General features: G+C 38.4%; 41 protein-coding genes. All 41 read right to left on the reverse strand.

What is annotated here, in order from left to right; genetic code table 11:
* Nucleotides 1-78 precede the first annotated feature (78 nt).
* Nucleotides 79-471, reverse strand: a complete 393-nt coding sequence (gene rpsI, locus ACS127_RS04125) for a 30S ribosomal protein S9 (protein WP_440897144.1) — start codon at nucleotides 469-471, stop codon at nucleotides 79-81.
* Nucleotides 472-491: 20 nt separating this feature from the next.
* The gene (rplM, locus tag ACS127_RS04130; protein ID WP_440897145.1) at nucleotides 492-929 is read right to left on the reverse strand and encodes a 50S ribosomal protein L13; all 438 of its coding nucleotides are present in this window, start codon (nucleotides 927-929) and stop codon (nucleotides 492-494) included.
* A gap of 202 nt (nucleotides 930-1,131) precedes the next feature.
* Nucleotides 1,132-1,875, reverse strand: coding sequence for a tRNA pseudouridine(38-40) synthase TruA (gene truA / locus ACS127_RS04135; RefSeq protein WP_440897146.1), 744 nt, complete (start codon nucleotides 1,873-1,875; stop codon nucleotides 1,132-1,134).
* Between the two features lie 11 nt (nucleotides 1,876-1,886).
* The gene (locus ACS127_RS04140) at nucleotides 1,887-2,684 is read right to left on the reverse strand and encodes an energy-coupling factor transporter transmembrane component T family protein (protein WP_440897147.1); all 798 of its coding nucleotides are present in this window, start codon (nucleotides 2,682-2,684) and stop codon (nucleotides 1,887-1,889) included.
* The gene (locus ACS127_RS04145) at nucleotides 2,677-3,549 is read right to left on the reverse strand and encodes an energy-coupling factor ABC transporter ATP-binding protein (protein WP_440897148.1); all 873 of its coding nucleotides are present in this window, start codon (nucleotides 3,547-3,549) and stop codon (nucleotides 2,677-2,679) included. Before ACS127_RS04145 ends, ACS127_RS04140 begins: the two co-directional genes overlap by 8 nt.
* Nucleotides 3,525-4,364 carry an energy-coupling factor ABC transporter ATP-binding protein gene (locus tag ACS127_RS04150; RefSeq protein ID WP_440897149.1) on the reverse strand — a complete coding sequence of 280 codons (840 nt, stop codon included), beginning with the start codon at nucleotides 4,362-4,364 and terminating at the stop codon, nucleotides 3,525-3,527. Before ACS127_RS04150 ends, ACS127_RS04145 begins: the two co-directional genes overlap by 25 nt.
* 935 nt (nucleotides 4,365-5,299) lie before the next feature.
* A complete protein-coding gene (gene rplQ, locus ACS127_RS04155; RefSeq protein ID WP_440897150.1) occupies nucleotides 5,300-5,653 on the reverse strand; it encodes a 50S ribosomal protein L17 in 354 nt (117 codons plus the stop codon).
* A gap of 45 nt (nucleotides 5,654-5,698) precedes the next feature.
* Nucleotides 5,699-6,643 (reverse strand): DNA-directed RNA polymerase subunit alpha, encoded by a 945-nt coding sequence (locus tag ACS127_RS04160; RefSeq protein WP_440897151.1) that lies wholly within the window; start codon nucleotides 6,641-6,643, stop codon nucleotides 5,699-5,701.
* A gap of 230 nt (nucleotides 6,644-6,873) precedes the next feature.
* Entirely contained in the window at nucleotides 6,874-7,263 is a 390-nt protein-coding gene (rpsK, locus tag ACS127_RS04165) for a 30S ribosomal protein S11 (RefSeq protein WP_440897152.1), read from the reverse strand.
* Nucleotides 7,264-7,288: 25 nt separating this feature from the next.
* Nucleotides 7,289-7,651 carry a 30S ribosomal protein S13 gene (gene rpsM, locus ACS127_RS04170; RefSeq protein WP_440897153.1) on the reverse strand — a complete coding sequence of 121 codons (363 nt, stop codon included), beginning with the start codon at nucleotides 7,649-7,651 and terminating at the stop codon, nucleotides 7,289-7,291.
* Between the two features lie 24 nt (nucleotides 7,652-7,675).
* Nucleotides 7,676-7,789: a 50S ribosomal protein L36 gene (gene rpmJ / locus ACS127_RS04175; protein WP_003156543.1), complete on the reverse strand. Its 114-nt coding sequence runs from the start codon at nucleotides 7,787-7,789 to the stop codon at nucleotides 7,676-7,678.
* 33 nt (nucleotides 7,790-7,822) lie between these two features.
* Complete coding sequence (gene infA, locus ACS127_RS04180; RefSeq protein ID WP_216399357.1) at nucleotides 7,823-8,041, reverse strand: translation initiation factor IF-1; 219 nt, start codon at nucleotides 8,039-8,041, stop codon at nucleotides 7,823-7,825.
* Nucleotides 8,019-8,354: a KOW domain-containing RNA-binding protein gene (locus ACS127_RS04185; RefSeq protein ID WP_440897172.1), complete on the reverse strand. Its 336-nt coding sequence runs from the start codon at nucleotides 8,352-8,354 to the stop codon at nucleotides 8,019-8,021. The genes infA and ACS127_RS04185 overlap by 23 nt, the downstream gene beginning before the upstream one ends.
* 329 nt (nucleotides 8,355-8,683) lie before the next feature.
* Complete coding sequence (locus tag ACS127_RS04190) at nucleotides 8,684-9,331, reverse strand: adenylate kinase (RefSeq protein WP_440897173.1); 648 nt, start codon at nucleotides 9,329-9,331, stop codon at nucleotides 8,684-8,686.
* A gap of 50 nt (nucleotides 9,332-9,381) precedes the next feature.
* Nucleotides 9,382-10,677: a preprotein translocase subunit SecY gene (secY, locus tag ACS127_RS04195; RefSeq protein ID WP_440897175.1), complete on the reverse strand. Its 1,296-nt coding sequence runs from the start codon at nucleotides 10,675-10,677 to the stop codon at nucleotides 9,382-9,384.
* Nucleotides 10,677-11,114, reverse strand: coding sequence for a 50S ribosomal protein L15 (gene rplO, locus ACS127_RS04200; RefSeq protein WP_440897176.1), 438 nt, complete (start codon nucleotides 11,112-11,114; stop codon nucleotides 10,677-10,679). The genes secY and rplO overlap by 1 nt, the downstream gene beginning before the upstream one ends.
* 28 nt (nucleotides 11,115-11,142) lie before the next feature.
* Nucleotides 11,143-11,325 (reverse strand): 50S ribosomal protein L30, encoded by a 183-nt coding sequence (gene rpmD / locus ACS127_RS04205; protein WP_440897177.1) that lies wholly within the window; start codon nucleotides 11,323-11,325, stop codon nucleotides 11,143-11,145.
* A 13-nt stretch (nucleotides 11,326-11,338) separates the two neighbouring features.
* Nucleotides 11,339-11,842: a 30S ribosomal protein S5 gene (rpsE, locus tag ACS127_RS04210; RefSeq protein WP_440897178.1), complete on the reverse strand. Its 504-nt coding sequence runs from the start codon at nucleotides 11,840-11,842 to the stop codon at nucleotides 11,339-11,341.
* A 21-nt stretch (nucleotides 11,843-11,863) separates the two neighbouring features.
* Nucleotides 11,864-12,226, reverse strand: coding sequence for a 50S ribosomal protein L18 (gene rplR, locus ACS127_RS04215; protein WP_440897179.1), 363 nt, complete (start codon nucleotides 12,224-12,226; stop codon nucleotides 11,864-11,866).
* Between the two features lie 61 nt (nucleotides 12,227-12,287).
* Entirely contained in the window at nucleotides 12,288-12,824 is a 537-nt protein-coding gene (gene rplF / locus ACS127_RS04220; protein WP_440897180.1) for a 50S ribosomal protein L6, read from the reverse strand.
* A gap of 190 nt (nucleotides 12,825-13,014) precedes the next feature.
* Entirely contained in the window at nucleotides 13,015-13,413 is a 399-nt protein-coding gene (gene rpsH, locus ACS127_RS04225) for a 30S ribosomal protein S8 (RefSeq protein ID WP_440897181.1), read from the reverse strand.
* Between the two features lie 29 nt (nucleotides 13,414-13,442).
* Nucleotides 13,443-13,628 (reverse strand): 30S ribosomal protein S14, encoded by a 186-nt coding sequence (gene rpsN / locus ACS127_RS04230; RefSeq protein WP_015008875.1) that lies wholly within the window; start codon nucleotides 13,626-13,628, stop codon nucleotides 13,443-13,445.
* Nucleotides 13,629-13,658: 30 nt separating this feature from the next.
* Nucleotides 13,659-14,198, reverse strand: coding sequence for a 50S ribosomal protein L5 (rplE, locus tag ACS127_RS04235; RefSeq protein WP_440897182.1), 540 nt, complete (start codon nucleotides 14,196-14,198; stop codon nucleotides 13,659-13,661).
* A 29-nt stretch (nucleotides 14,199-14,227) separates the two neighbouring features.
* Nucleotides 14,228-14,536, reverse strand: a complete 309-nt coding sequence (gene rplX / locus ACS127_RS04240) for a 50S ribosomal protein L24 (protein WP_440897183.1) — start codon at nucleotides 14,534-14,536, stop codon at nucleotides 14,228-14,230.
* A 70-nt stretch (nucleotides 14,537-14,606) separates the two neighbouring features.
* Nucleotides 14,607-14,975, reverse strand: coding sequence for a 50S ribosomal protein L14 (rplN, locus tag ACS127_RS04245; protein WP_440897184.1), 369 nt, complete (start codon nucleotides 14,973-14,975; stop codon nucleotides 14,607-14,609).
* A gap of 48 nt (nucleotides 14,976-15,023) precedes the next feature.
* Nucleotides 15,024-15,287 (reverse strand): 30S ribosomal protein S17, encoded by a 264-nt coding sequence (gene rpsQ / locus ACS127_RS04250; RefSeq protein ID WP_440897185.1) that lies wholly within the window; start codon nucleotides 15,285-15,287, stop codon nucleotides 15,024-15,026.
* 26 nt (nucleotides 15,288-15,313) lie between these two features.
* Nucleotides 15,314-15,514 (reverse strand): 50S ribosomal protein L29, encoded by a 201-nt coding sequence (gene rpmC / locus ACS127_RS04255; RefSeq protein ID WP_440897186.1) that lies wholly within the window; start codon nucleotides 15,512-15,514, stop codon nucleotides 15,314-15,316.
* Nucleotides 15,504-15,938, reverse strand: a complete 435-nt coding sequence (gene rplP, locus ACS127_RS04260) for a 50S ribosomal protein L16 (RefSeq protein WP_440897187.1) — start codon at nucleotides 15,936-15,938, stop codon at nucleotides 15,504-15,506. Before rplP ends, rpmC begins: the two co-directional genes overlap by 11 nt.
* Before the next feature lie 18 nt (nucleotides 15,939-15,956).
* Nucleotides 15,957-16,598: a 30S ribosomal protein S3 gene (rpsC, locus tag ACS127_RS04265; protein WP_440897188.1), complete on the reverse strand. Its 642-nt coding sequence runs from the start codon at nucleotides 16,596-16,598 to the stop codon at nucleotides 15,957-15,959.
* Between the two features lie 3 nt (nucleotides 16,599-16,601).
* Nucleotides 16,602-16,943 (reverse strand): 50S ribosomal protein L22, encoded by a 342-nt coding sequence (gene rplV / locus ACS127_RS04270; RefSeq protein ID WP_440897189.1) that lies wholly within the window; start codon nucleotides 16,941-16,943, stop codon nucleotides 16,602-16,604.
* Between the two features lie 20 nt (nucleotides 16,944-16,963).
* Nucleotides 16,964-17,242, reverse strand: coding sequence for a 30S ribosomal protein S19 (rpsS, locus tag ACS127_RS04275; protein ID WP_440897190.1), 279 nt, complete (start codon nucleotides 17,240-17,242; stop codon nucleotides 16,964-16,966).
* Nucleotides 17,243-17,299: 57 nt separating this feature from the next.
* On the reverse strand, nucleotides 17,300-18,130 hold the full coding sequence (gene rplB, locus ACS127_RS04280) for a 50S ribosomal protein L2 (RefSeq protein ID WP_440897191.1): 831 nt from the start codon (nucleotides 18,128-18,130) through the stop codon (nucleotides 17,300-17,302).
* A gap of 22 nt (nucleotides 18,131-18,152) precedes the next feature.
* On the reverse strand, nucleotides 18,153-18,446 hold the full coding sequence (rplW, locus tag ACS127_RS04285) for a 50S ribosomal protein L23 (protein ID WP_440897192.1): 294 nt from the start codon (nucleotides 18,444-18,446) through the stop codon (nucleotides 18,153-18,155).
* Complete coding sequence (gene rplD, locus ACS127_RS04290; protein ID WP_440897193.1) at nucleotides 18,446-19,069, reverse strand: 50S ribosomal protein L4; 624 nt, start codon at nucleotides 19,067-19,069, stop codon at nucleotides 18,446-18,448. The genes rplW and rplD overlap by 1 nt, the downstream gene beginning before the upstream one ends.
* Before the next feature lie 26 nt (nucleotides 19,070-19,095).
* Nucleotides 19,096-19,725, reverse strand: a complete 630-nt coding sequence (gene rplC / locus ACS127_RS04295) for a 50S ribosomal protein L3 (protein ID WP_440897194.1) — start codon at nucleotides 19,723-19,725, stop codon at nucleotides 19,096-19,098.
* Nucleotides 19,726-19,750: 25 nt separating this feature from the next.
* Complete coding sequence (rpsJ, locus tag ACS127_RS04300) at nucleotides 19,751-20,059, reverse strand: 30S ribosomal protein S10 (RefSeq protein WP_440897195.1); 309 nt, start codon at nucleotides 20,057-20,059, stop codon at nucleotides 19,751-19,753.
* 588 nt (nucleotides 20,060-20,647) lie between these two features.
* A complete protein-coding gene (tuf, locus tag ACS127_RS04305) occupies nucleotides 20,648-21,838 on the reverse strand; it encodes an elongation factor Tu (protein ID WP_440897196.1) in 1,191 nt (396 codons plus the stop codon).
* A gap of 126 nt (nucleotides 21,839-21,964) precedes the next feature.
* Nucleotides 21,965-24,043, reverse strand: coding sequence for an elongation factor G (gene fusA / locus ACS127_RS04310; RefSeq protein ID WP_440897197.1), 2,079 nt, complete (start codon nucleotides 24,041-24,043; stop codon nucleotides 21,965-21,967).
* Nucleotides 24,044-24,274: 231 nt separating this feature from the next.
* Nucleotides 24,275-24,745 carry a 30S ribosomal protein S7 gene (gene rpsG, locus ACS127_RS04315; protein WP_440897198.1) on the reverse strand — a complete coding sequence of 157 codons (471 nt, stop codon included), beginning with the start codon at nucleotides 24,743-24,745 and terminating at the stop codon, nucleotides 24,275-24,277.
* 37 nt (nucleotides 24,746-24,782) lie between these two features.
* Nucleotides 24,783-25,196: a 30S ribosomal protein S12 gene (gene rpsL / locus ACS127_RS04320; RefSeq protein ID WP_440897199.1), complete on the reverse strand. Its 414-nt coding sequence runs from the start codon at nucleotides 25,194-25,196 to the stop codon at nucleotides 24,783-24,785.
* Between the two features lie 111 nt (nucleotides 25,197-25,307).
* Nucleotides 25,308-25,559, reverse strand: a complete 252-nt coding sequence (locus ACS127_RS04325) for a ribosomal L7Ae/L30e/S12e/Gadd45 family protein (protein ID WP_440897200.1) — start codon at nucleotides 25,557-25,559, stop codon at nucleotides 25,308-25,310.
* Nucleotides 25,560-25,572: the final 13 nt, after the last annotated feature.

Raw genomic sequence — 25,572 nt, forward strand, 5'->3', positions numbered from 1 at the left:
CCCCTGTTTTTAGAGCCCCGCATATACAGTAAAATCCCCCAACCATAGGTGGTTGAGGGATTTGCAAGTGTTGATTTATTAACGTTTTGAGAACTGAGGAGCTCTACGCGCGCCTTTAAGACCTGGTTTTTTACGTTCTTTCATTCTTGCATCACGAGTTAAGAAGCCAGCGCTTTTAAGTGATCCACGGTATTCTGGATCTACTTCTAATAATGCACGAGCTACACCATGACGAATGGCTCCAGCCTGTCCTGTGAAGCCTCCACCGTGTACATTAACTAAAACATCATAGCTACCTTCTGTTTCTGTTGTTGCTAAAGGCTGTTTAATAATTGTACGAAGTGTTTCATATGGGAAGTACTCTTCCGCATCACGATTATTTACAGTAATACGTCCAGTTCCTGGGACTAAACGTACACGAGCAGTTGATTTTTTACGGCGTCCGGTTCCGTAGTATTGTACTTGTGCCACTATCCATTACCTCCTTTAAATTATCCGCGAAGTTCGTAAACTTCTGGTTTTTGAGCATGGTGATTGTGTTCCGCACCACGATATACATGTAATTTTTTAGCTGTTTGACGACCTAGTTTACCTTTTGGAAGCATACCTTTAATTGTCAATTCCAACATTCTTTCTGGGAATTTTTCACGCATTTCGCCAGCTGTTTTTGATTTAAGACCACCTGTGTATTCTGAGTGACGATAATACATTTTATCGTCTAGTTTATTTCCTGTCAGCTCAATTTTCTCTGCATTAATAATAATAACGTGGTCACCAGTATCCACATGAGGAGTGAATGTTGGTTTATGTTTGCCGCGAAGAATAGCTGCTACTTCACTTGATAAGCGTCCAAGTGTTTGACCTTCAGCATCAATTACAAGCCATTTACGTTCAATGTTTGCATCATTTGCCATGAAAGTTGTCCGCATCCTTGTTACCTCCTAATTTATCGTTATCTTTACAATCGTTTTTTTATAAATTCATTTGGTTTACTTTTATATTCTACACAATTAACTTTCCGGGGCTAATCGTGGTATAGAAATAAAATGCCATAGACCATCATATAATAAATCCTTATTAAAGTCAATAGCTGTACTGGTTATTCCTCTATTTTATGAATGATTTTAGCCTTTATTTTGAATATTTAACATGGTCTAAGTATAGACCTTGAGCAGGGGCCGTTTTCCCAGCGGCGCCACGATCTTTACTCTTGATGATTTCACGTAAACTATCAGGAGCTCGTCGTCCCAAGCCCACTTCGATCAACGTTCCCACAATAATTCGAACCATATTATAAAGAAATCCATTACCTGTAAAAGAAAGAATGAGATATGGATCTTTTTTCGTACAAGAGGCTTGCGATATCGTCCGAATCTTACTGCCTTTCACATAGCTATTGGCTGCACAGAAAGAAGTAAAGTCATGTTCCCCAATGATATGCTGACAAGCGTGATTCATTGCTTCAACATTAAGGGTTTGCTTAATATAGGTGCTATATTTAGTCTGAAAAGGACTTGGATCTTCCGCATTTAAGATAACATACTTATAGGTTTTTGCTTTTGCACTATATCGAGCATGGAATTGATCAGCAACCTGTTCAACTTTTTTTATCACAATATCATCTGGTAAAATAGCATTCAAAGCTTTTTTCCAATTTGCCTCAGGAATCATCAGCTGACTATCGAAATGAAAGACCTGCTCATAAGCATGAACACCAGCATCTGTACGACCCGAAGCTGTTATTTTAACTACTTTTCCTTTATGCATTCGTTTTAAGGCTGATTCTATCACTGATTGAATCGTGATTTGATCTGGCTGAATTTGATAGCCTGCATAATTTGAGCCGTCGTAGCTTACTGTTGCTAAAAATCGCATCGAAAATCTCCTTACTGCCTAAATAAAAATAAACCCATAATGACAAGGGCAAAGATAAGAAAAGCAAACCAATCTTGTTTGGCGATATTTAGTTCCCTTAACTTCGTTCGCCCTTCTCCACCTTGATAACCCCTTGCTTCCATTGCCATCGCAAGTTCCTCTGCTCGTTTAAATGCACTGACGAATAGTGGGACTAGTAAAGGAACGACAGCCTGAATTCGTTCTTTAATAGGACCTGTTTTAAAGTCAACACCTCTTGATGCTTGAGCCTTTGATATTTTTTCGGTTTCTTGCATAAGAGTTGGAATAAATCGTAACGAAATCGACATCATCAAGGCCAACTCATGAACAGGAAATTTAACCTTCTTTAATGGATTAAGTAAGGTTTCAATGGCATCTGTAATCTCAATCGGTGTTGTTGTTAACGTTAATAACGAAGTCACTAATATTAACAGAAAGAAACGTAAGGAAATAAAAGTTCCCTGAATAATGGCTTCAGAATAGATTGGAAAACCGATGATTTCAAATAAAATTTGCCCTTCTCTGGTAACAAACAAATGTAAAATAAATGTAAAAACAATTAAGAACCAAACAGGTGTCAGCCCTTTAGCAATAAACTTTAGTTTGATTCTAGTTAATAAGGCACTACTTACCGCAAATAATGTTAACCAAACATAGCTTAGGGCATTATTTGCAAAAAAGACAAAAATAATAAATAGAAAGATCAGCATAATTTTTGTTCTTGGATCAAGTCGATGAATCTTTGATTCACTCGGCACATATTGACCAATGATTAATGAACTAGCCATCTTGATCCCCCTCTGCTAAAATCTTTGTTAATTCTTTTGCTAATTGTTCAATGGACTGATTTCGATATATTATGTCGCTTCCAAATTTCGCTTGGAAGTCTTGAATAAACTGAATAATTTCCGGTGTGTCTAATTGAACCTTTTCTAATTCTTGCTTTTTCACAAAAATATCTGCTGGCTTTCCTTCAATATACTTTTGGCCGTTTTCCAAAATAATTACGTGATCAGCATATTTTAAAGCATCCTCCATACTGTGCGTCACAAGAACAGTTGTCAAGCCTTTGCGTTGATGGAGCTCAGCAAACATATCCATAATTTCTTGTTGTCCTTTTGGATCTAACCCTGCAGTTGGTTCATCAAGAACTAATACCTCTGGTTCCATTGCTAGTATTCCAGCAATGGCAACTCGTCGCATTTGTCCACCACTCAAATCAAATGGTGAACGCTGAAGCAGGTCTGATGATAAATTCACCGCCTCCATGACTTCCGGTATTCTTTGCTTAATGTCCTCTTGACTGATACCAAAATTCGCAGGTCCAAAAGCGATGTCTTTTTCAATGGTTTCTTCAAATAATTGATGTTCCGGATACTGAAAAACAACGCCGACCCGTCTGCGCAGCTCTTTAATATTCTCCGTCTTTTCACCGGCTTTTAAATGAAATTCCCCAACTTGAACTTCTCCTTCAACAGGCCGTAGCAATCCATTTAAGTGCTGAATTAAAGTCGATTTCCCTGAGCCAGTATGACCAATGATGGCAACATACGATCCTGATTTGATTGAAAAAGTTAAATTTTTCAAAGCTTGATATTCAAACGGGCTATTAGGTTGGTAGATATAATTTACTTGCTTAAACGATATGTCCATAATTCATCTAATAACTCCTTTTGATTTAATGGTTGTTGATTGAGTGAAATCGATTCTTTCTGTATAGCATTAGCCAATTTTGCAACAAAAGGGACATCTAAGCCAATTTCACGCAAGGCAGCTTCTTTGCTAAATAAGTCTCTTGGCTCTGTTTCTAGCCATACTTCTCCCTCATTCATAACAATCACACGATCTGCTTGAGTAATTTCATTTAAGTCATGGGTGATCGTAATTAAACTCAGCTGATTAGTCTGTTTAAGGTCATTCACAGTTGTGATAATTTCTTTCCTTCCTTTAGGATCAAGCATTGCTGTTGCCTCATCAAGTATAATGACATCGGGTTTGACAGCTATCACCCCAGCAATAGCCACACGCTGTTTTTGACCACCTGATAGTCGGTGAGGTTCATGCATTAAATAGTCTGACATTCGAACAGCTTTTAAGCTTTGATCTATAGCTTCAATCATTTGGCTTCTTTCTATTCCTCGATTTTCTAAACCAAACGCTACATCATCACGAACAGTCGTCCCAACAAACTGATTATCTGGATTTTGAAAAACCATCCCTACCTTTTTTCGAACATCCCATATTGTATCAGCCGTAAGCTTGATGCCATGTATAATTATTTCACCTTGGTCAGGAAATAGTAAACCATTCATTAGCTTAGCAATTGTGGATTTCCCCGATCCATTATGACCAATGATTGCTACCCATTCATCTGACTTAATGGTAAAAGTAACATCTTTTAAGACCCAAGGTTGATCGTCTGTATATCGAAAAGAAACATTGCGAAATTCGATTTGATTTTGATTCATTGGGCTCCCCCCATATTGCGACAAATTATTTCCCGGGAAATGTGTTCATTAGGAAATAGTTTGATTATTTTTTTGAGCATTAAGCTTATCAACAGGTCTTTACGGCGGGTGAATAATCACACTAAGGAAAATAACGAAGCATTCATATCGCAAAAAATAAGTGTTTTAGCTTATTCTGAGTACCAGCCTCAAAGCTTGATGGTAAAGGTCCTCATCCTACTTATACTATCATCTATAAATAATTTGCATGTTGATAGCGAAAAATATCTCTAATTGTTTATTTTAGCACATCTTATCAAGATTTAGCTGATTATTTTAATAGCTCAGCTAATCATTTCCATTTGACCATCGATTAATCCGTATTCTTAATTATCTTCTACCTAAACAGATATTGCAAGTCAACGTACTTAGATATTTCTACTTAACTCTCTTCTCTTTTTATAAATAGACTTATTTTTAAATTTGCATACTAAATGACCAACTTAACTTTCGCAACTAAATTCTCAAGTTAAGTTTAAATCGCTAAAAAAGAGTTCAACCTTTGTTGATAGCCCTTGACTTAAGGATATAGAAAAGTCTTGTTAATATTTATAACAGCTTCCTTACAAAACCAAACTTCAATCCGTGGGAGTTTAAGTCTTTTCAGTGCGGCGGGTAATCGTGCTAAAGAGCACTTCGAATTATTTACACCGCTAGAATAGGTACTCTGCTTATTCCAAAGTCTCAGCAGACAGGGATTCAACCTAACATTTCGATGATGTTAGAGAGTACAAACACCCGCCTTAGTGGGTCCTCAGCTCGTATTAAAACAGCAATAATTCGACCTCACAAAGCAACACCGCCTCTGGAAAACAAAGATCGTTAAGATCACAAAAAAAGGGCTTGGATTCACCTCTCACGGAGACTTTATCCTGCCCTTCATTCATTTTATTCAGTTAGACTAACTCAATAATCGCCATTTTAGCACCATCACCACGACGTGGTCCAAGTTTTAATACACGTGTATAGCCACCTTGACGATCTTCATAACGTGTAGCGATATCGTTGAATAATTTTTGAACTGCGTCTTCAGTTTCGCTAGCATCTTTCTTATAAAGAAATGCTGATGCTTGACGACGAGCATGAAGGTCACCGCGTTTACTCAATGTAATCATTTTCTCTACTGCAGAGCGTAAATCTTTTGCTTTTGCTTCTGTCGTTTCTATACGTTCATGAATAATCAAGTCAGTTGCAAGATTTCTTAGTAATGCTAAACGAGTATCAGTCGTTCTCCCAAACTTTCTAGCCATCGACTACCCCTCCTTTTTCGGAATCTGTCCCGTCGGTTTCTATGACTACTCTTCTGTTCGTAAGCCGAGTTCTAAGTCTGCTAATTTATGTTTCACTTCTTCAAGTGATTTTCGTCCCAAGTTACGAACTTTCATCATATCATCTTCTGTTTTTGTTGTAAGCTCTTGTACAGTATTAATACCTGCGCGCTTCAAACAGTTATAAGAACGTACAGATAAGTCTAATTCTTCTATTGTCATTTCTAATACTTTTTCTTTTTGATCTTCTTCTTTTTCAATCATGATTTCAGCATTTTGTGCCTCATCCGTTAAGCCAACAAAAAGATTCAAGTGTTCAGAAAAGATTTTTGCGCCCAATGAAATAGCTTCTTCAGGACGAATACTTCCGTCTGTCCAAACATCAATTGTTAGTTTATCAAAATTTGTTATCTGACCCACACGTGTATTTTCAACTTGAAAGGTGGCACGTGAGACTGGGGTGAAAATCGAGTCAATCGGAATAACACCGATTGGTAGATCATCATGATTATTGACCTCAGCTGGACGATAACCACGACCAAGTTCAGCTGTCATCTTCATGCGAAGTGTCCCATTGTTTGACAATGTAGCAATGTGAAGATCCGGATTCAAAATTTCTACATCACTATCATAAGTAATATCCGCAGCTGTAACAACACCTTCACCTTGCACATCAATTTCTAGCGTTTTGACATCTTCAGAATAAATATTTAATGCTAGTTTTTTTAGATTAAGAATAATAGTTGTTACATCTTCTACAACACCTTCAATTGTTGAGAATTCGTGAAGAACACCATCAATTTGCACAGATGTTATAGCTGCACCTGGAAGTGAGGACAAAAGAATACGACGTAGGGAGTTTCCTAGAGTCGTTCCATATCCACGCTCTAATGGTTCTACAACAAACTTTCCGAAAGTAGCATTATCATTGATCTGTACAGTTTCAATCTTTGGTTTTTCAATTTCGATCATTTATAAAAACCCTCCTTTGAACGTCGAAACCCCGGTTAGACCTATCTTGTTGTCTAACCGAAATTCCTCAGGTAGGCAGTTCCCATTTCTGCACTATCTTCTATTCGTATATTTTTTGTCTGTCAGTTCCGATCTGGTTGAGACTGGTTAAAGCTAGTCATCCTAAAACGTACTACTTTAAACGATCATAATCCATTATAGACATACTGACAAATTCTATACGGATAAAATTAGACACGGCGACGTTTTGGCGGGCGGCAACCATTGTGAGGAACTGGTGTTACATCAACAATGGCAGTAACCTCTAATCCAGCAGCTTGAAGTGAGCGAATTGCTGCTTCACGACCTGCGCCAGGACCTTTTACGGTTACTTCTAATGTTTTCAAACCATGTTCTTGGGCTGCTTTAGCTGCTGTTTCAGAAGCCATTTGAGCAGCAAATGGTGTGGATTTACGGGATCCTTTGAAACCAAGTGCTCCAGCACTACTCCAGCTAATTGCGTTACCTTGAACATCAGTAATTGTAACGATTGTATTATTAAATGTTGAGTGGATATGTGCAATACCCGCATCAATATTCTTTTTCACACGTTTTTTACGTGTATTTCTTTTCTGAGCCATTAGATCGCTTGACCTCCTTTAGTGCTTATTTTTTATTTGAAATTGCTCGGCCGCGGCCTTTACGTGTACGCGCGTTGTTCTTAGTCTTTTGACCACGAACTGGCAAACTACGACGGTGACGTAATCCTCGATATGAACCAATTTCAATAAGTCGTTTAATATTCAAAGAAACTTCTCGGCGAAGATCCCCTTCAGTTGTGTATTCATTGACTACTGTACGAATACGACCTAATTCATCTTCAGTTAAATCGCGAACACGAGTGTTTTCAGAAACATTTGCTTCTTTAAGAATTTTCTCTGCAGTTGATTTACCAACACCATAGATATATGTTAATGAAATAACTACCCGTTTTTCACGCGGGACATCAATTCCTGCAATACGTGCCATACTTATCATGCACCTCCTTATTGATTAGCCTTGTTTTTGTTTATGCTTTGGATTTTCACAAATTACCATTACTTTTCCTTTACGACGAATAACCTTACATTTTTCGCATATTGGTTTTACAGATGGTCTTACCTTCATCGTCTATACCTCCTCTATTATCGGAGTTAATCGTTATTTATAACGGTACGTAATACGCCCTTTTGTTAAATCGTACGGAGAAAGTTCAACCGTTACTTTATCTCCCGGTAAAATTCGAATAAAGTGCATGCGAATTTTACCTGATACATGAGCTAATACGGTGTGCCCATTCTCTAATTCCACTTTAAACATTGCATTCGGTAATGTGTCGGTAACAGTACCTTCCACCTCAATTGCATCGTCTTTCGCCATCAAGTTGATCTCCCTTCTTTAAATCAGCCACTATTTCTTTGACAAATTTTGATATAGCAAAACGCAGCTTACCATTTGTAACGCGACCAGTTCCTAGAAGGCTATTTTGAACCTCAGGAGAAATATAATCAGTTAGAATAATATGATTGAAATTTTTCTTCTTCGGCCGATCATACTTCCGTTTCTCTCCGTCTGCGAGCAGAACAAAGCGATCATCGACAACATTAATGATAATGGCATATTGGCCTGCTTCTCGTCCTTGCGAAATTTTAACAACTTGACCTATCTCGGGACGCGACTCCGTTTCATTCAAACATGATCACCTTCACTTAAGTTTTTGTTATCAATTAGCATAACAAACTTATTCATTGTAAAACATGTTTTATCAAAGTTACATTTTACCATATTTAGTATCACCCGTCCAATTAGAAGCTTGTTGAATGGTAGTTGACCATCAATTGGATAAGTGTACATCCATTCTTTTATCATTTGAGATTTGCAAAGTTGCTTCATCTCAGAACAGTCATTCTTAAAATGCTATATCATAAGCATAATGACCAATGCATTTTTTCATTTTAAAATTAAAATATTTTATTTGGTACTTATAGGACTTTGAAACTGTCTTATTTCATACCTATAGGTTTAAAGAGTTTGAAGTTTCTGATCAATCTCTTCAAACACATCATCTATATCTTGATCGCCATCTATCGTCACAAGATATCCTTTGTCTTGATAGAAGTCCAGTAAAGGTTGAGTTTGTTCAACATTTACTTCTATACGTTTAGCAACTGTTTCAGGACGATCATCCTCACGTTGAATTAATGTTGCTCCATCATTATCACATGTTTCAGCAACCTTTGGTGGGTTGTAGATAACGTGATAAGTTGCTCCACACTCTGGACAAATTCGGCGGCCAGTTAAACGGCCAAGCAATTTATCTCGTGGAACATCTACGTGAAGAACATATTCGATTGGAGCATTTAGTTCCGTTAAAAGTTTTTCAAGTGCTTCTGCTTGTGCAAGTGTTCTTGGAAAACCATCTAACAGAAAACCTTTATCACAATCTGATTTACCTAATCGTTCTCTAACAATCCCAATCGTCACTTCATCAGGAACAAGAGTACCTTGATCCATAAATGACTTAGCTTGTTTTCCAAGCTCTGTTCCTTCCTTGATTGCTGATCGAAACATATCTCCAGTCGAAATATGAGGAATCTGATACTTTTCTATTATCTTTTCAGCTTGTGTACCTTTACCAGCACCTGGAAGTCCCATTAAGATTAAGTTCACCGCAATCCCCTCGCTTCATCATAAATTAGTTAGTAGTAACTCACTACTGTTTATTTTATAAAACCTTTATAGTGACGTTTGACAAGTTGACTTTCAAGTTGTTTCATCGTTTGGAGTGCTACCCCAACAACAATCAGTATACTTGTTCCACCAATTTGAATGGACTGTGGCAAGTTAGCAATTCTACCTAAAAAGATTGGTAATACAGCAACTCCCGCCAAGAAAAGAGCACCAACAAAGGTTAAGCGGTATAACACGACCGTCAAATATCTCTCTGTCTTTTTACCTGGACGAATCCCTGGAATATAGCCACCTTGTTTCTTAAGATTATCCGACATTTGTTCTGGATTTGACTGAACAAACGTATAGAAATATGAGAACGCAATGATTAAAGCAACGTAAATCACCATTCCGATTGGTTGAGTATAATCAAAGATTCTTTCTATCGCGTTCGCAAAGTTGCCATCAAAGAAACTAGCTACTGTTCGGGGGGCCATAATAAATGACACAGAGAAAATAACAGGTATAACACCTGCTGTATTTACCTTTAAAGGCAAGTGTGTCGATTGGCCGCCGACCATTGATCGATTAACCATACGCTTTGCGTATTGAATAGGGATTTTTCGGGTTGCTTGTTGGATGAAGATAACACCAACTGTAACACCTAATACAATTAAACCAATTAAAACAACAATCATGATATTCATAAATAGTTCATCACCGACGGTACCGCCGAAATATTGTTCATATAATTGGTTCATTGTATTTGGAATAGCAGCTACAATACCTGCAAAGATAATAATTGAAATGCCATTCCCCACTCCATGTGCAGTGATTTGTTCACCGAGCCACATTAAAAATGCTGTACCAGCAGTCAGTACAATGGCAATGATGAGAAATTTAGCAGGGCTTGGGTCTGCAATTAATCCGCCGCCTGTCATTGCATTAAAGCCAATTGACATAGCAATGGCTTGAATAAAGGCTAGAACAATAGTTGCATAACGCGTTACTTGTGCAAGTTTACGCCGCCCCATTTCACCTTGACTTTTCCATTCAGTAAATTTAGGAATAACATCCATCTGCAATAACTGCATAATAATTGATGCAGTTATATATGGCATGATTCCCATGGCTAAAACGGAGAAATTCTGTAATGCCCCACCGCCGAATGTGTTCAGAAAACCAAATACATTTTGCTGATCATTCATAAAGCCAATTGCTGTACGATCTGTAAATGGAACAGTTATAAATGTACCTAATCGGAAAACAATTAACATGAGTAATGTGAAGAGAATTTTATTTCGGATTTCCTTCACACGAAAAAAATTGGAGATTGTCTGGAACATTAGATCACCTCAGTTTGACCGCCCGCTGTTTCAATAGCTTCTTTAGCAGAAGCTGAGAATTTGTGAGCTTTTACAGTAAGTTTCTTTTCAATCGTACCATTTCCAAGAACTTTAATGCCAGCTTTTACTTTACTTACTAGACCTGTTTCAAGTAAAAGTTCAGGTGTTACTTCTGTACCTTCTTCAAATCTGTTTAGAGTTGAAAGATTCACAATAGCAAATTCTTTACGGTTAATATTTGTAAAACCACGTTTAGGTAACCGTTGGAATAGTGGCATTTGACCTCCTTCAAATCCTGGTCGAACACCACCGCCTGAACGTGCATTTTGTCCTTTATGTCCACGGCCTGATGTTTTTCCATTACCAGAAGACATCCCTCGCCCAACGCGATTTCGTTGCTTACGAGCTTGTGATGGTTTCAATTCATGAAGTTTCATGCGAGCACCTCCTCTTGCGCTATGATAATTACAATTCTTTAACCGTTAATAAGTGTGATACTTTATCAATCGCACCTCTTAATGAAGGTGTATCTTCACATACAACGGATTGGTTAAGTTTGTTTAAGCCTAGAGCTTTGACCGTTCTCTTCTGTGTTACAGTTCTGCCAATAACACTGCGCACGAGGGTAATTTCTAACTGTTTAGCCATTTCATTTCCCTCCTTATCCTAATAACTCTTCTACTGTTTTACCACGTAGTTTTGCCACTTCTTCAGCTGGTCTAAGTTCACTTAAACCACTAATTGTTGCACGAACAACATTAATTGGTGTATTTGAACCTAATGATTTAGATAAAATATCACCGATACCAGCAAGTTCTAGAACCGCACGAACAGGTCCTCCAGCAATAACTCCCGTACCTTCTACAGCAGGTTTAATTAAAATACTTCCAGCGCCGAAACGGCCAGTTACTTCATGAGGAATGGTTGTTCCTACAAGTGGTACTTTAATTAAGTTTTTCTTAGCATTATCAATCGCTTTTCTAATCGCTTCTGGTACTTCTTGAGCTTTTCCAGTACCAAGGCCAACGTGACCATTTTTGTCTCCTACTACAACTAGGGCTGCAAAACGGAAAGTACGTCCACCTTTAGCTACTTTAGTTACTCGATTGATTGTAACTACACGTTCTTCTAAGTCTAATTTATTCGGGTCGATTTGAGTACGCAAAATTTGTCCCTCCTTCTATCATTAAAATTCAAGACCTGCCTCGCGGGCAGCATCTGCTAATGTTTTCACACGGCCATGATATAAGTACCCGCCACGGTCAAATACCACAGTTTTATGGCCTTTATCTAATGCGCGTTTGGCGATTAATTCTCCAACAGCTTTTGCAGCGTCAATATTTCCAGTTGCTTCAGCACTTAATTCCTTATCTACTGTTGATGCACTTGCTAAAGTAATACCATTGATGTCATCAATTAATTGAGCGTAAATATGTTTATTAGAACGAAACACGTTTAGACGAGGACGTTCTTCTGTGCCAAATAAGTTCTTGCGCACACGTAAATGTCTTTTTTTACGCGCAACATTTTTATCTAGTTTTGTGATCATCTAGGTCACTCCTTTCTATTCCCTAACTAAGCTAGCTAATATGTTTGAAGGTTAACTTGCTTTATTTAGCTGTTTTTCCTTCTTTACGACGGACATATTCACCTTCGTAGCGAATACCTTTTCCTTTATAGGGCTCTGGGTTACGAACCGCACGGATCTTAGCACTTAAAGCACCTACAAGTTCTTTGTCAATTCCTTTAACGACAATTTTTGTGTTAGCTGGTACTTCAAATTCAATACCATCTGGTTGGACGATTTCTACAGGGTGTGAATAACCTGCGTTGATAACAAGTTTATTGCCCTGTTTCTGGGCACGATATCCAACACCTTGAATTTCCAAAGATTTTTCGAAACCTTTGTGTACACCCTCAATCATATTTGCGATTAAGCTGCGTGTTGTACCGTGTAATGATTTATTTTTTTTACTATTAGACGGTCTAACAACCGTAAGTTCTTTACCATCGATGTTGATTGTCATATCCTCATGAAGTTGTTGTGCTAGTTGACCTTTTGGTCCTTTAACTGTAACAAAATTGTTGTCATTGTTAATTTCAACGCCTTCTGGGATTTCAATAATTTTAAGACCTATACGTGACATCTACATGGCACCTCCTATCTTATTGAAAAACTCGCTTTCACTCGTCTTTTTACTTGAAAGTGTTAGTTTTGCTTATACTTAGGATTTTAGAATTTTAACATTATCGATTGTCTTACCTAAGACCGGGATTACGTACCCATCGAAAATATTCGTAAATATTCATCATTTCCTAACGTGCAATAAAAACTTATTACCAAACGTATGCTAATACCTCGCCACCAATTGTTTGTTCACGAGCTTCTTTATCTGAAAGGACACCTTTTGAAGTTGAAACGATCGCAATACCTAAACCATTGAGTACACGAGGTAGCTCATCAGCTTTAGCATAAACACGCAATCCTGGCTTACTGATTTTTTTCAGTCCAGTAATTACACGTTGATCATTGACACCATATTTAAGAAAAATACGTAATACACCTTGTTTATTATCTTCAACGAATTCATAATCACGAACAAAACCTTCACGCTTTAAGATTTCTGCAATTTGTTTTTTTAGTGTTGATGCAGGAAGCTCAAGTTTTTCATGTCGGGCCATGTTAGCGTTACGAATACGTGTTAACATATCTGCAATTGGATCTGTCATAACCATTAAAAATTACCTCCTTCCCTATTTCGGGTTTACCAGCTTGCTTTTTTGACACCAGGAATTTGACCTTTGTAGGCAAGTTCACGGAAACAAATACGGCAAAGTTTAAATTTACGTAATACAGAGTGCGGACGACCACAACGTTCACAACGTGTGTATTCTTGTACTTTGAATTTCTTTGTCCGTTTCTGTTTTGCAATCATAGATTTTTTAGCCACTATTTTCCCTCCTTATATTAGCTGTCAGGCTTATTTTTGGAAAGGCATGCCAAGTTGAGTTAATAATTCACGAGCTTCTTCGTCAGTGTTAGCTGTTGTAACAATCACGATATCCATTCCACGAATTTTACTGACTTGATCATAATCTACTTCCGGGAAAATCAATTGTTCCTTTACACCTAACGTATAGTTCCCACGACCATCAAATGCTTTATTAGAAATCCCACGAAAATCACGAACTCGCGGAAGTGATACACCAATAAGCTTTTGTAAAAAGTCATACATGCGCTCACCGCGAAGGGTTACTTTCGCACCAATCGGCATTCCTTCACGCAAACGGAAACCTGCAATTGATTTTCTAGCTCTTGTTACTAAAGGTTTTTGACCTGAGATCAACGCTAATTCTTCTACCGCACTGTCTAATACTTTAGCATTTTGAACCGCATCGCCTACACCCATATTAATAACAATTTTCTCAATCTTAGGTGCTTGCATTACTGAATCATAATTGAATTTTTCTACTAATGATTTAACGATTTCTTCATTATATTTTACTTTTAACTCGTTCATTTGAGTAGCCCTCCTTTCATCGCTAATTATTAATCTAATGCTTCACCGGATTTTTTAGCGATACGAACTTTCTTTCCGTCACGTTCTTCATATCCTACGCGAGTTGGCTCGCTGGTTTTTGGATCAATTGGTAATACATTAGAAACATGGATCGTAGCTTCTTGCTCTAAAATTCCACCTTGTGGGTTATCTTGGGATGGTTTTTGATGTTTTTTAACCATATTGACTCCCTCGACAAGAACACGATCTCTTTTTGGATAAGCTGCAAGAATGACTCCTTGCTTGCCTTTATCTTTACCAGATAAAACTTTGACTTTATCACCTTTTTTTACATGCATGCTAGACGCACCTCCTTACAAGGCTTTTCATTGAAACCCATTCTCTACAAGTTTTGTATCGAAACAAAACTTATAGTACCTCTGGCGCTAATGAAATAATTTTCATGAATTTCGCATCGCGAAGCTCGCGAGCAACTGGACCAAAGATACGTGTCCCTCTTGGACTTTTATCATCACGGACGATTACCGCTGCATTTTCATCAAAACGAATATATGAACCATCTTTACGACGGACACCTGTTTTAGTTCGTACGATAACAGCTCTAACAACTTCACCTTTTTTGACAACGCCACCAGGTGTTGCTTGTTTCACCGAACATACGACAACATCACCAATATTAGCAGTTTTACGGCCACTTCCGCCTAAAACTTTAATGGTTTGAACTTCTCGTGCACCTGAATTATCTGCTACTTTCAAACGACTTTCCTGCTGAATCATACCGATGTTACCTCCCTTCGGAATTTATCCGAGCGAACTTTGCAATTTTTAGATAATGACTGCTTCTTCTACTATTTCAACCAATCTAAAACGTTTTGTTGCTGATAATGGACGAGTTTCCATTATCGTTACAATATCACCTGTCTTAGCTTGGTTATTCTCATCATGAGCTTTAAATTTCTTAGTATACTTAACGCGTTTCCCATATAATGGGTGAAATTTATAGGTCTCAACAACTACTGTGATCGTTTTGTCCATCTTATCTGAAAAGACACGACCCGTATATACTTTACGGTTATTACGTTCTGTCATTTGAGGCTAACCTCCTCTCTGGTTTACTAGTTATTAACACTAAGCTCTCTTTCACGGACAACAGTTTTCATTCGAGCAATGGATTTACGAACTTCGCGAAGACGCGCAGTGTTTTCCAATTGTCCTGTAGCTAACTGAAAGCGTAAATTAAAAAGCTCTTCTTTTAATGATTTTACGTTTTGTTCAATTTCGGCAGTGGTTAGTTCTCTAATTTCATTAGCCTTCATTGATTTCACCACCAATTTCTTCACGTTTTACAAATTTCGTTTTAATAGGAAGCTTGTGTGCAGCTAGACGAAGTGCTTCTCTTGCAACTTCCTCTGAGACGCCACCTACTTCAAACAATACTTTCCCAGGTTTTACTACGGCTACCCATCCTTCAGGAGCACCTTTACCGGAACCCATTCTAACTTCTAATGGTTTCTTTGTATATGGCTTATCTGGAAAAATTTTAATCCAGACCTTTCCACCACGTTTCATAAAACGAGTCATTGCAATACGAGCAGACTCAATTTGACGGCTTGTGATCCAAGCAGGTTCAATTGCTTTCAATCCGAAATCACCAAAGCCTACTTCTGTTCCACCTTTTGCTTTACCATTTAAATGACTACGATGTTGTTTACGATACTTAACACGTTTAGGCATTAACATAATGCGTGCCCCCTTCCTTTACTTGTTATTTTTAGTTGGAAGGACTTCTCCACGATAGATCCACACTTTTACACCTAATTTACCGAATGTAGTGTCTGCTTCTGCATGACTATAATCGATATCAGCTCGAAGTGTGTGTAGTGGCACAGTACCTTCACTATAACTTTCTGCACGAGCCATATCAGCACCGCCTAGACGGCCAGATACTTGTGTGCGAATACCTTTTGCTCCCCCACGCATCGCACGTTGAATAACTTGTTTTTGTGCACGACGGAATGAAATACGACTTTCTAGTTGACGAGCAATATTTTCTGCTACTAATTTTGCATCAATGTCAGGTTTTTTAATTTCAACAATATTAATGTGAACTTTCTTACCTGTTAATTTATTTAAAGATTTACGCAAGGCTTCAACTTCTGAACCGCCTTTTCCAATAACCATACCTGGTTTAGCAGTTGAAATTGAAATGTTCACTCGATTAGCGGCACGTTCAATCTCTACTTTAGAAACGGCAGCATCCTTTAAGCGATCCTCAATATATTCACGAATTTTGATATCTTCATGTAATAAGTCTGCATAATCTTTGCCGGCATACCATCTTGATTCCCAATCGCGGATAACGCCGACACGAAAACCTATTGGATTAACTTTTTGACCCACAGATTATCCCTCCTTCTTTTCTGATACAGCCACGGTAATGTGACTCGTTCTTTTATTGATTTGACTTGCACGACCTTGTGCACGCGGACGGAAACGTTTAAGCGTCACACCTTCATCAACAAAGGCTTCAGATACGTAAAGGCTATCTACATCCATCTCATAATTATGTTCTGCATTTGCGATCGCAGAGTTCAATACTTTTTCAACAACAGCGCTAGCACCACGTTGTGTGTGTTTTAAAATAGCAATTGCTTCTCCAACATTTTTGCCTCGAATTAAATCAACGACCAATCGAACTTTACGAGGAGCAATTCTAACAGTTTTTGCAACAGCTTTAGCTTGCATTAAGAGCGCCTCCTCTCATATTAACGTTTTGTATTCTTGTCATCGCCCGAATGCCCTTTGAAAAGACGTGTCGGTGCGAATTCACCTAGTTTATGTCCTACCATATCTTCTGTTACATAAACTGGTACGTGTTTGCGTCCGTCATAGACAGCAATTGTATGTCCAACAAAATTAGGAAAAATAGTAGAGCGACGTGACCAAGATTTCACGACTTGTTTTTTATTTTCCTCATTTAACACTTCAATCTTCTTCATCAAGTGGTCATCTACGAAAGGTCCCTTTTTTAAACTACGACCCATGCATAAACCTCCTCCCGCGATTGTTGGACGGGCTCGAATACCCGCCGTTCAATCTCGTTATTTTTTACGTTTACGTACAATATATTTGTTTGAATCTTTATTTCGGTGGCGTGTTTTCTTACCAAGTGTTGGTTTACCCCAAGGTGATACTGGTGATTTACGGCCAATTGGTGTACGTCCTTCACCACCACCATGTGGGTGATCATTAGGGTTCATTACAGAACCACGAACAGTTGGACGGATACCTTTCCAGCGAGAGCGCCCAGCTTTACCTGAACGAATCAGTTCATTTTCAAGGTTACCTACTTGCCCAACTGTTGCTCGACAAGTTCCAAGAATTAAACGAACTTCTCCTGATGCTAAACGAACAAGGACATACTTTTCTTCACGACCTAAAATTTGTGCTTCAGATCCCGCTGAACGAGCTAACTGTCCACCTCGACCTGGCTTTAATTCAATGTTATGAATGGTCGTACCTACTGGTATGCTTATAAGTGGTAATGCGTTACCTACTTTAATATCAACATTTTCTCCAGAAATAATTTCTTGACCTACTTTAATGTCTTTTGGCGCTAGGATATAACGTTTTTCTCCATCTGCATAATGGATTAACGCTATATTAGCTGTTCGATTAGGATCATATTCTATAGTAGCAACGCGGCCTGGTATGCCGTCTTTGTTACGTTTAAAATCGATCACACGGTATTGACGCTTGTGTCCACCGCCTTGATGACGAACCGTTAACTTACCTTGGTTATTGCGACCACCACGTTTTGATAGTGGTTCTAGAAGCGACTTCTCTGGTGTATCAGTCGTTACTTCGCTAAATGTAAAACCGGACATATTTCGTCTACCATTTGAAGTTGCTTTGTACTTCTTAATCGCCATCGTTTTTCCCTCCTTTTATGTCTTATTCTATACTTTCAAAGAAATCGAGTTCTTTACTGTCTTCTGACAATTGAACAATTGCTTTTTTGCGATCTGGGCGGTAACCGCTATGACGACCCATACGCTTAAATTTACCTTTGACATTTGATGTATTTACTTTCACTACCTTAACATCAAAAATCTGTTCAACTGCATTTTTAATTTCAATTTTGTTTGCAACTGTACTGACTTCAAAGGTATATTTTTTATCTGCCATTTGGTCAGCAGAGTGTTCCGTAATAATTGGGCGCTTAATAATATCACGAGGATCCTTCATTATGCAAGCACCTCCCCTATTGATTCGACTGCATCTTTTGTAATGATCAGTCTGTCATGTGCAAGTATATCTAGTGTATTAATTTGTGTTGCATAAAGTACTTTTACATTTTGTAAATTATTTGCACTTTTATTAACAACTTCATCTTTTTCATTTGTCACGATGAGTGCTTTTTCATTTACATTTAGTGCGTTTAAAAGATTGATAACCTCTTTTGTTTTTGGTGTATCAATTGCTAAGCCCTCTAATACCGTTAAACTTTCTTCTTTCACTTTAGTAGAAAGTGCTGATTTAAGAGCTAATCGTCGAACTTTCTTTGGTAATTTATAGCTATAGCTACGTGGAGTGGGTCCGAAAACAACACCACCGCCTACCCATTGTGGTGAACGGATAGATCCTTGACGTGCACGACCTGTTCCTTTTTGTCGCCATGGTTTACGACCACCGCCGCGTACAGCTGAACGATTTTTTACCGCATGAGTCCCTTGACGTTTTGACGCTTGTTGCATAACAACTGCATCATGCAAGACGTGTTGATTTGGTTCAATACCAAATACTGCATCGTTTAATTCTACATCGCCTACTTGCGATCCACTTTGGTTATATAGTGCTACTTTAGGCATGACATATCCTCCCTTCAACTCGTATTCTAGTTAGCCTTTATTGCACTCGTAACTTTTACGAATGATTTTCTTGATCCTGGGACATTACCTTTAATTAATAGTAGGTTGCGCTCAGCATCAACTTTTACGATTTCAAGATTTTGAATCGTTTTTGTTTCGCCGCCCATTCGACCTGGTAATTTTTTACCTTTTAAAACTCGCATGGGTTCCATGGCTCCCATTGAACCTGGACCTCTATGATAGTGTGAACCATGTGTCATTGGTCCACGTGATTGATTATGTCGCTTAATGGCACCTTGGAATCCTTTTCCTTTTGAAGTACCTGTTACATCAATTTTATCTCCTGCTTCGAAAACCTCTACGCTAAGCTCTTGACCAACTTCATAATCGGCCAGCTTGACGTCACGGAATTCACGAACGAAGCGCTTAGGATTAGTGCTCGCTTTTGCAGCATGTCCCTTAGCTGGTTTATTCGCATTCACTTCTTTCTGATCAGCAAAACCAACTTGAATCGCTTCATAGCCGTCGTTTTCTAGTGTTCTTTTTTGAAGAACAACATTAGGTTCAGCTTGAACCACTGTTACTGGAATTAGTTCACCTTCTTCGGTGAAAACTTGTGTCATGCCGACTTTACGACCTAAGATTCCTTTCGTCATCCGTTACACCTCCTGAAAATTTCATTTATAATTTAATTTCAATATCTACACCTGATGGTAAATCTAACCGCATAAGTGCGTCAACCGTTTTTGGTGTAGGACTAACAATATCAATTAGACGTTTGTGCGTACGCATTTCAAATTGTTCACGTGAGTCTTTGTACTTGTGTACTGCTCGCAATATTGTGTAAACTGATTTTTCAGTTGGTAATGGGATCGGACCCGATACCCCCGCACCAGAACGTTTTGCAGTATTGACAATCTTCTCAGCTGATTGATCTAAAATACGGTGATCATATGCTTTCAAACGAATTCTTATTTTCTCTTTTGCCATTATGTTCCCTCCTTTTCGCCCATTTTTTAATAGACATTCTCCACGAAAATTCCTTAGCTACCCTCCCATGGCAAAGGGGCCGGGTGTGCCAACAACCTTTCGCTTCATCGCCTTTCTGACCAACATTAGATATTATACAGAAACCCTCTATAGAATGCAAGGTTTCTCGGAAAAAAAGTTGCGATTTTCTTTATAAATATAGAATGATTGCTTTTTCTTTTAAATAACTGATTTAAGTCATTATATTTAGAGGGGGTATCACCTTTTATGAATACAACTCTATCCAATGAACTTAGTCAACTAAAATTCTATAATTACAAAAATATGCCTATGACTGAATTGATCTGCTTGCAATAATCAATCGTTCTCTGAAAAACAAACCTGTCGTCAGTTTACTTCCGCACGAATGTATTGCCTTCAGCGTTTGTACAAGTATTTTAAGTACGACAATTAGTCAAACTAAGGAAAATTACAAGTTATTCACAATGTGAAAATAAGTGCTTTGCTTACTTTAGGGACCAAACCCTAACACTTATGTAACGTTAAAAAAAGAGCAACGATTAAATTCGTTGCTCTTTTAAATTAGCTCTATTTTATAATAGAAGATACAACACCTGAACCTACTGTACGTCCACCTTCACGGATTGAGAAGCGAGTTCCTTCTTCAATAGCGATTGGTGAAATTAATTCTACAGTCATTTCTACGTTATCACCAGGCATTACCATTTCAACGCCTTCTGGAAGATTAACGATACCAGTTACATCCGTTGTACGGAAGTAAAACTGTGGACGGTAGTTATCAAAGAATGGCGTATGACGTCCACCTTCTTCTTTTGATAAAACATAAACTTCTGCTTTAAAATTTGTGTGTGGTGTAATTGTTGCAGGCTTTGCAAGAACTTGCCCACGGTTGATATCTTCACGAGCAACCCCACGCAATAACGCACCAATGTTGTCACCAGCTTCAGCATAGTCAAGAAGCTTACGGAACATTTCAACTCCTGTAACAGTTGTTTTGCTTGAAGCTTCTGCAAGTCCGATGATTTCAACTTCATCTCCAACTCGAACTTCTCCACGTTCAACACGTCCAGTTGCAACAGTACCACGACCAGTGATTGAGAATACATCTTCAACTGGCATCATAAATGGTTTGTCAGTGTCACGTTCTGGTGTAGGAACGTATTCGTCAACAGCAGCCATAAGTTCAACGATTTTTTCTTCATACTCAGCATCGCCTTCTAATGCTTTAAGAGCTGAACCTGTGATAACTGGTACATCATCACCAGGGAAATCGTATTCTGATAATAGATCACGAACTTCCATCTCTACTAATTCAAGAAGTTCTTCATCATCTACCATATCCGCTTTGTTAAGGAATACTACGATAGAAGGTACCCCAACGTTACGAGATAGTAGAATGTGCTCACGAGTTTGTGGCATTGGACCATCAGCAGCAGATACTACGAGGATCGCTCCATCCATCTGTGCAGCACCTGTGATCATATTCTTAACATAGTCAGCGTGTCCTGGGCAATCTACGTGTGCATAGTGACGAGTTTCTGTTTCATACTCTACGTGAGAAGTTGCGATAGTAATTCCACGTTCTTTCTCTTCTGGCGCACCATCGATTTGATCATAAGCCATTGCAGAGCCTTCACCGTTTCTTTTTGCCATTACAGTAGTGATTGCAGCAGTTAAAGTTGTTTTACCATGGTCAACGTGTCCAATTGTTCCAATGTTCACGTGACTTTTTGAGCGGTCGAATTTTTCTTTAGCCATTTATAGTTCCTCCTTTAAATAAATAAAAGTTATTTTTATGACATGTATGTTCACTCAGCTACTATTATACTTAGTAGCAGCCAAGCTTTCAATACAAGTTATACTTTAATTCTTGAAAAAAATCAATTATTCTCCAACGTTTTTCTTAATAATTTCTTCAGAAATACTTTTTGGTACTTCTTCATAATGGTCGAAGAACATTGTATAAGTACCACGTCCTTGGGTATTCGAACGCAGTGATGTTGCATAACCAAACATTTCTGCTAGTGGAACAAATGCATTAACAACTTGTGCATTCCCGCGTGTATCCATACCGTCAACACGGCCACGGCGTGAAGTGATGTCACCCATAATATCTCCCATATATTCTTCAGGAATGACAACTTCTACTTTCATCATTGGCTCGAGTAATACAGGGTTACATTTGCTTTTCGCATTTCTCAGCGCCATAGAAGCAGCTACTTTAAATGCTGTTTCGTTCGAGTCAACATCATGGTAACTACCATCATACAAGGTTGCTTTAACGTCAATTAATGGATAGCCTGCAATAATTCCATTTTCCATAGATTCTTTAATTCCAGCTTCTACAGAAGGAATGTATTCACGAGGAACAACACCACCAACGATTTTATTAACGAACTCGAAACCTGCTCCTTCTTCATTTGGCTCGAATTTAATCCATACGTGTCCATATTGTCCACGACCACCTGATTGTCGAACAAATTTACCTTCGATTTCAGCCGAAGCACGGAAAGTTTCACGATATGAAACCTGCGGAGCACCAATATTAGCATCAACTTTAAACTCACGTTTCAAACGATCGACAATAATGTCTAGATGGAGTTCACCCATACCAGAAATAATGGTTTGACCGGTTTCAACATTTGTTTCTGTTTTAAATGTTGGGTCTTCCTCTGCTAGTTTACCTAAGGCGATAGACATTTTATCTTGGTCAGCTTTTGATTTTGGCTCAATCGCTACCGAGATAACCGGCTCTGGGAAATCCATGGACTCAAGAATAACGAGATTCTTTTCATCACATAAAGTATCCCCTGTTGCAGTGTCTTTCAAACCTACTGCACCTGCAATATCTCCAGCGTATACTTCACTAATTTCTTGACGTGAGTTCGCATGCATTTGTAGAATACGTCCTACTCGTTCACGCTTCCCTTTTGTTGGATTTTGTACATATGATCCAGCTTTTAAGGTACCTGAATATACACGGAAGAAAGTTAACTTACCAACAAATGGGTCTGTTGCCACTTTAAAAGCAAGAGCAGAAAAAGGTTCATTATCATCTGCTTTACGAACAACTTCCTCATCTGTATCTGGAAGAATACCTTCAATTGGTGGAATATCAATCGGTGCAGGTAGATAGTCTACAACTCCATCAATTAAAAGTTGTACACCTTTGTTTTTAAATGCTGAACCACAAAATACTGGGTAGAATTCAACACTTAATGTCGCTGCACGAACAGCTTTACGAAGTTCATCCTTTGAAATCTCTTCGCCTTCCAAATAACGCATCATTAAATCTTCATCTAATTCTGCAACAGCTTCGATAAGATTTGTCCGTAATTCTTCTGCTTTATCTTTTAATTCAGCAGGGACTTCTTTAGCTTCGGTAACCGTCCCGAGATCATCTTCATAATAGAAGGCCTCCATCTCGATTAGATCAATAATACCTTCAAATTGATCTTCGGCACCAATTGGATATTGAACAGGATGAGCGTTTGCTCCTAAACGTTCGTTTAGTGTTCCTACAGAGTATAGAAAATCAGCACCTGTTTTATCCATTTTATTGATAAAAACAATACGCGGTACACCGTAAGTGGTTGCTTGACGCCATACCATTTCTGTTTGTGGCTCTACACCAGATTGCGCATCTAATACCGTAACCGCACCATCTAACACACGTAATGAACGTTCCACTTCAACAGTAAAATCAACGTGTCCCGGTGTATCAATGATGTTAACTCTATGACCTTTCCACTGAGCTGTTGTAGCAGCAGAAGTAATGGTGATTCCGCGTTCTTGCTCTTGTTCCATCCAGTCCATTTGTGATGCACCTTCATGTGTCTCACCAATTTTATGGATTTTACCAGTATAAAATAATATACGCTCAGTCGTTGTCGTTTTACCAGCATCAATATGAGCCATGATACCGATATTACGGGTTTTCTCCAAGGAGAACTCTCTAGCCATAATTTTTTCTCCTTCCTTTTCACTTAGTCAGTTTTCTAGTATGTTTAGGCAGTGATTAGAAAAACTCACTTTTACTTATTCTTTCAGCGAAAGTGTTAGTTTTTCTTATATTAAGGTTTTTAAAATTTTGCGTTGTAAAATAACTCCACAACTGAAATTTTATACTTTCCTAATGTGAAAACAAACACAGTCAGTTTGTCCGTTAAAGTGAATAATCAAGTTCTAACTAGATTACCAGCGATAATGAGCAAACGCTTTGTTCGCCTCTGCCATCTTGTGTAAATCTTCGCGTTTCTTAACAGATGCTCCTGTATTATTAGATGCATCCAAGATTTCGTTCGCAAGACGTTCTTCCATTGTTTTTTCCCCTCTTAGACGAGAGTAATTCACAATATAACGAAGTCCTAAAGCTTGGCGACGTTCTGGACGCACTTCCATCGGTACTTGGTAGTTTGAACCTCCAACACGACGAGCGCGTACCTCCAATACAGGCATAACATTTTTCATCGCTTGTTCAAATACGTCAATAGCTGGCTGACCACTGCGTTCTTGAACAAGTTCGAATGCACGATAAAGAATTTTCTGCGCTTTTCCTCTTTTACCATCAACCATGATTTGGTTAATTAGTCGAGTGACAAGCTTAGAATTATATAACGGATCTGGTAAGACATCACGTTTAGTTACTGGACCTTTACGTGGCATAGTCTAACCTCCTTTCCTCAATTTCAATCAAAATTTTCTATTTTTTCGGGCGTTTCGCTCCATATTTAGAACGACCTTGCATACGTCCTTCTACTCCAGCTGTATCTAGTGCACCACGTACAATGTGATAACGCACACCTGGTAAGTCTTTCACACGGCCTCCACGAATAAGAACAACACTGTGCTCTTGAAGGTTGTGTCCGATCCCAGGGATATAAGCTGTAACCTCAATTCCATTTGTTAAACGAACACGAGCATATTTACGCAATGCTGAGTTCGGTTTCTTAGGAGTCAATGTTCCAACACGTGTACAAACACCACGTTTTTGTGGAGAAGCTGTGTCAGTTGTTGTTTTCTTAAAACTGTTATAGCCTTTACCTAAAGCAGGTGAGTCAGACCCTTTAGTCTTAGTGACACGGCCTTTACGAACAAGTTGATTAATTGTAGGCATTGATTTCCTCCTCCTTTCTTTCACAATTGTAATACCACACATCCAGGCGGTTCATTTTATAAGCAAAAAACAAAGCCTTCATGAATCAAACAAATTTAATTCATCAAAACTTCACTGCTTTATCGCTACTACTGCTGTTCCAACCTCAATCCCACAAGCTTTACCGAGTCGTTTCTTAGATTCTACCAATTCATATGGAATATTCATTTTTTCTGCTAGGTGAAAAATTTTCGCCTTCAGATCAGCGTCAATATCTGTTGCAACAACAATTTGACTGACTTCTCCAGATTTCATGGCTTTTGTCGCTTGTTTAATACCTATCATTAAACGATCTTTTGCTTGTGTTACTTTTTCATAAGACATCTTCATATCCTCC

Source organism: Amphibacillus sp. Q70 (assembly GCF_052055485.1).
Taxonomy (GTDB): domain Bacteria; phylum Bacillota; class Bacilli; order Bacillales; family Amphibacillaceae; genus Amphibacillus.

Bases quoted from the DNA above. Each gene is read 5' to 3' on its own strand.
- rplP (WP_440897187.1), bottom strand. From the start codon at position 15,938: ATGTTAATGCCTAAACGTGTTAAGTATCGTAAACAACATCGTAGTCAT.
- fusA (WP_440897197.1), bottom strand. From the start codon at position 24,043: ATGGCTAGAGAGTTCTCCTTGGAGAAAACCCGTAATATCGGTATCATG.
- rplD (WP_440897193.1), bottom strand. From the start codon at position 19,069: ATGCCTAAAGTAGCACTATATAACCAAAGTGGATCGCAAGTAGGCGAT.
- rplE (WP_440897182.1), bottom strand. From the start codon at position 14,198: ATGAACGAGTTAAAAGTAAAATATAATGAAGAAATCGTTAAATCATTA.
- rpsS (WP_440897190.1), bottom strand. From the start codon at position 17,242: ATGGGTCGTAGTTTAAAAAAGGGACCTTTCGTAGATGACCACTTGATG.
- infA (WP_216399357.1), bottom strand. From the start codon at position 8,041: ATGGCGAAAGACGATGCAATTGAGGTGGAAGGTACTGTTACCGACACA.
- rpsJ (WP_440897195.1), bottom strand. From the start codon at position 20,059: ATGGCAAAAGAGAAAATAAGAATTCGTTTGAAAGCATATGATCACCGT.
- rplF (WP_440897180.1), bottom strand. From the start codon at position 12,824: ATGTCACGTATAGGTCTTAAAATTATTGAAATCCCAGAAGGCGTTGAA.
- secY (WP_440897175.1), bottom strand. From the start codon at position 10,677: ATGTTCCAGACAATCTCCAATTTTTTTCGTGTGAAGGAAATCCGAAAT.
- rpsK (WP_440897152.1), bottom strand. From the start codon at position 7,263: ATGGCTCAGAAAAGAAATACACGTAAAAAACGTGTGAAAAAGAATATT.
- rpsG (WP_440897198.1), bottom strand. From the start codon at position 24,745: ATGCCACGTAAAGGTCCAGTAACTAAACGTGATGTCTTACCAGATCCG.
- tuf (WP_440897196.1), bottom strand. From the start codon at position 21,838: ATGGCTAAAGAAAAATTCGACCGCTCAAAAAGTCACGTGAACATTGGA.
- rplC (WP_440897194.1), bottom strand. From the start codon at position 19,725: ATGACGAAAGGAATCTTAGGTCGTAAAGTCGGCATGACACAAGTTTTC.
- rpmJ (WP_003156543.1), bottom strand. From the start codon at position 7,789: ATGAAGGTAAGACCATCTGTAAAACCAATATGCGAAAAATGTAAGGTT.
- rplB (WP_440897191.1), bottom strand. From the start codon at position 18,130: ATGGCGATTAAGAAGTACAAAGCAACTTCAAATGGTAGACGAAATATG.
- ACS127_RS04325 (WP_440897200.1), bottom strand. From the start codon at position 25,559: ATGTCTTATGAAAAAGTAACACAAGCAAAAGATCGTTTAATGATAGGT.
- ACS127_RS04150 (WP_440897149.1), bottom strand. From the start codon at position 4,364: ATGAATCAAAATCAAATCGAATTTCGCAATGTTTCTTTTCGATATACA.
- ACS127_RS04160 (WP_440897151.1), bottom strand. From the start codon at position 6,643: ATGATCGAAATTGAAAAACCAAAGATTGAAACTGTACAGATCAATGAT.
- ACS127_RS04145 (WP_440897148.1), bottom strand. From the start codon at position 3,549: ATGGACATATCGTTTAAGCAAGTAAATTATATCTACCAACCTAATAGC.
- rpsL (WP_440897199.1), bottom strand. From the start codon at position 25,196: ATGCCTACAATTAATCAACTTGTTCGTAAAGGCCGTGTCACTAAGACT.
- rpsQ (WP_440897185.1), bottom strand. From the start codon at position 15,287: ATGACAGAACGTAATAACCGTAAAGTATATACGGGTCGTGTCTTTTCA.
- rpsM (WP_440897153.1), bottom strand. From the start codon at position 7,651: ATGGCACGTATTGCAGGAATTGATGTCCCGCGTGAAAAACGGGTAGTT.
- rplR (WP_440897179.1), bottom strand. From the start codon at position 12,226: ATGATCACAAAACTAGATAAAAATGTTGCGCGTAAAAAAAGACATTTA.
- rplV (WP_440897189.1), bottom strand. From the start codon at position 16,943: ATGCAAGCTAAAGCTGTTGCAAAAACTGTTAGAATTGCTCCTCGTAAA.
- rpmD (WP_440897177.1), bottom strand. From the start codon at position 11,325: ATGGCTAAACAGTTAGAAATTACCCTCGTGCGCAGTGTTATTGGCAGA.
- rplN (WP_440897184.1), bottom strand. From the start codon at position 14,975: ATGATTCAGCAGGAAAGTCGTTTGAAAGTAGCAGATAATTCAGGTGCA.
- rpsH (WP_440897181.1), bottom strand. From the start codon at position 13,413: ATGGTTATGACAGATCCAATTGCAGATATGTTAACACGTATTCGTAAC.
- ACS127_RS04140 (WP_440897147.1), bottom strand. From the start codon at position 2,684: ATGGCTAGTTCATTAATCATTGGTCAATATGTGCCGAGTGAATCAAAG.
- rplO (WP_440897176.1), bottom strand. From the start codon at position 11,114: ATGAAACTTCATGAATTGAAACCATCACAAGCTCGTAAGCAACGAAAT.
- rpmC (WP_440897186.1), bottom strand. From the start codon at position 15,514: ATGAAGGCTAATGAAATTAGAGAACTAACCACTGCCGAAATTGAACAA.
- rplQ (WP_440897150.1), bottom strand. From the start codon at position 5,653: ATGGCTAGAAAGTTTGGGAGAACGACTGATACTCGTTTAGCATTACTA.
- rplW (WP_440897192.1), bottom strand. From the start codon at position 18,446: ATGAAGGATCCTCGTGATATTATTAAGCGCCCAATTATTACGGAACAC.
- rplM (WP_440897145.1), bottom strand. From the start codon at position 929: ATGCGGACAACTTTCATGGCAAATGATGCAAACATTGAACGTAAATGG.
- truA (WP_440897146.1), bottom strand. From the start codon at position 1,875: ATGCGATTTTTAGCAACAGTAAGCTACGACGGCTCAAATTATGCAGGC.
- rplX (WP_440897183.1), bottom strand. From the start codon at position 14,536: ATGCATGTAAAAAAAGGTGATAAAGTCAAAGTTTTATCTGGTAAAGAT.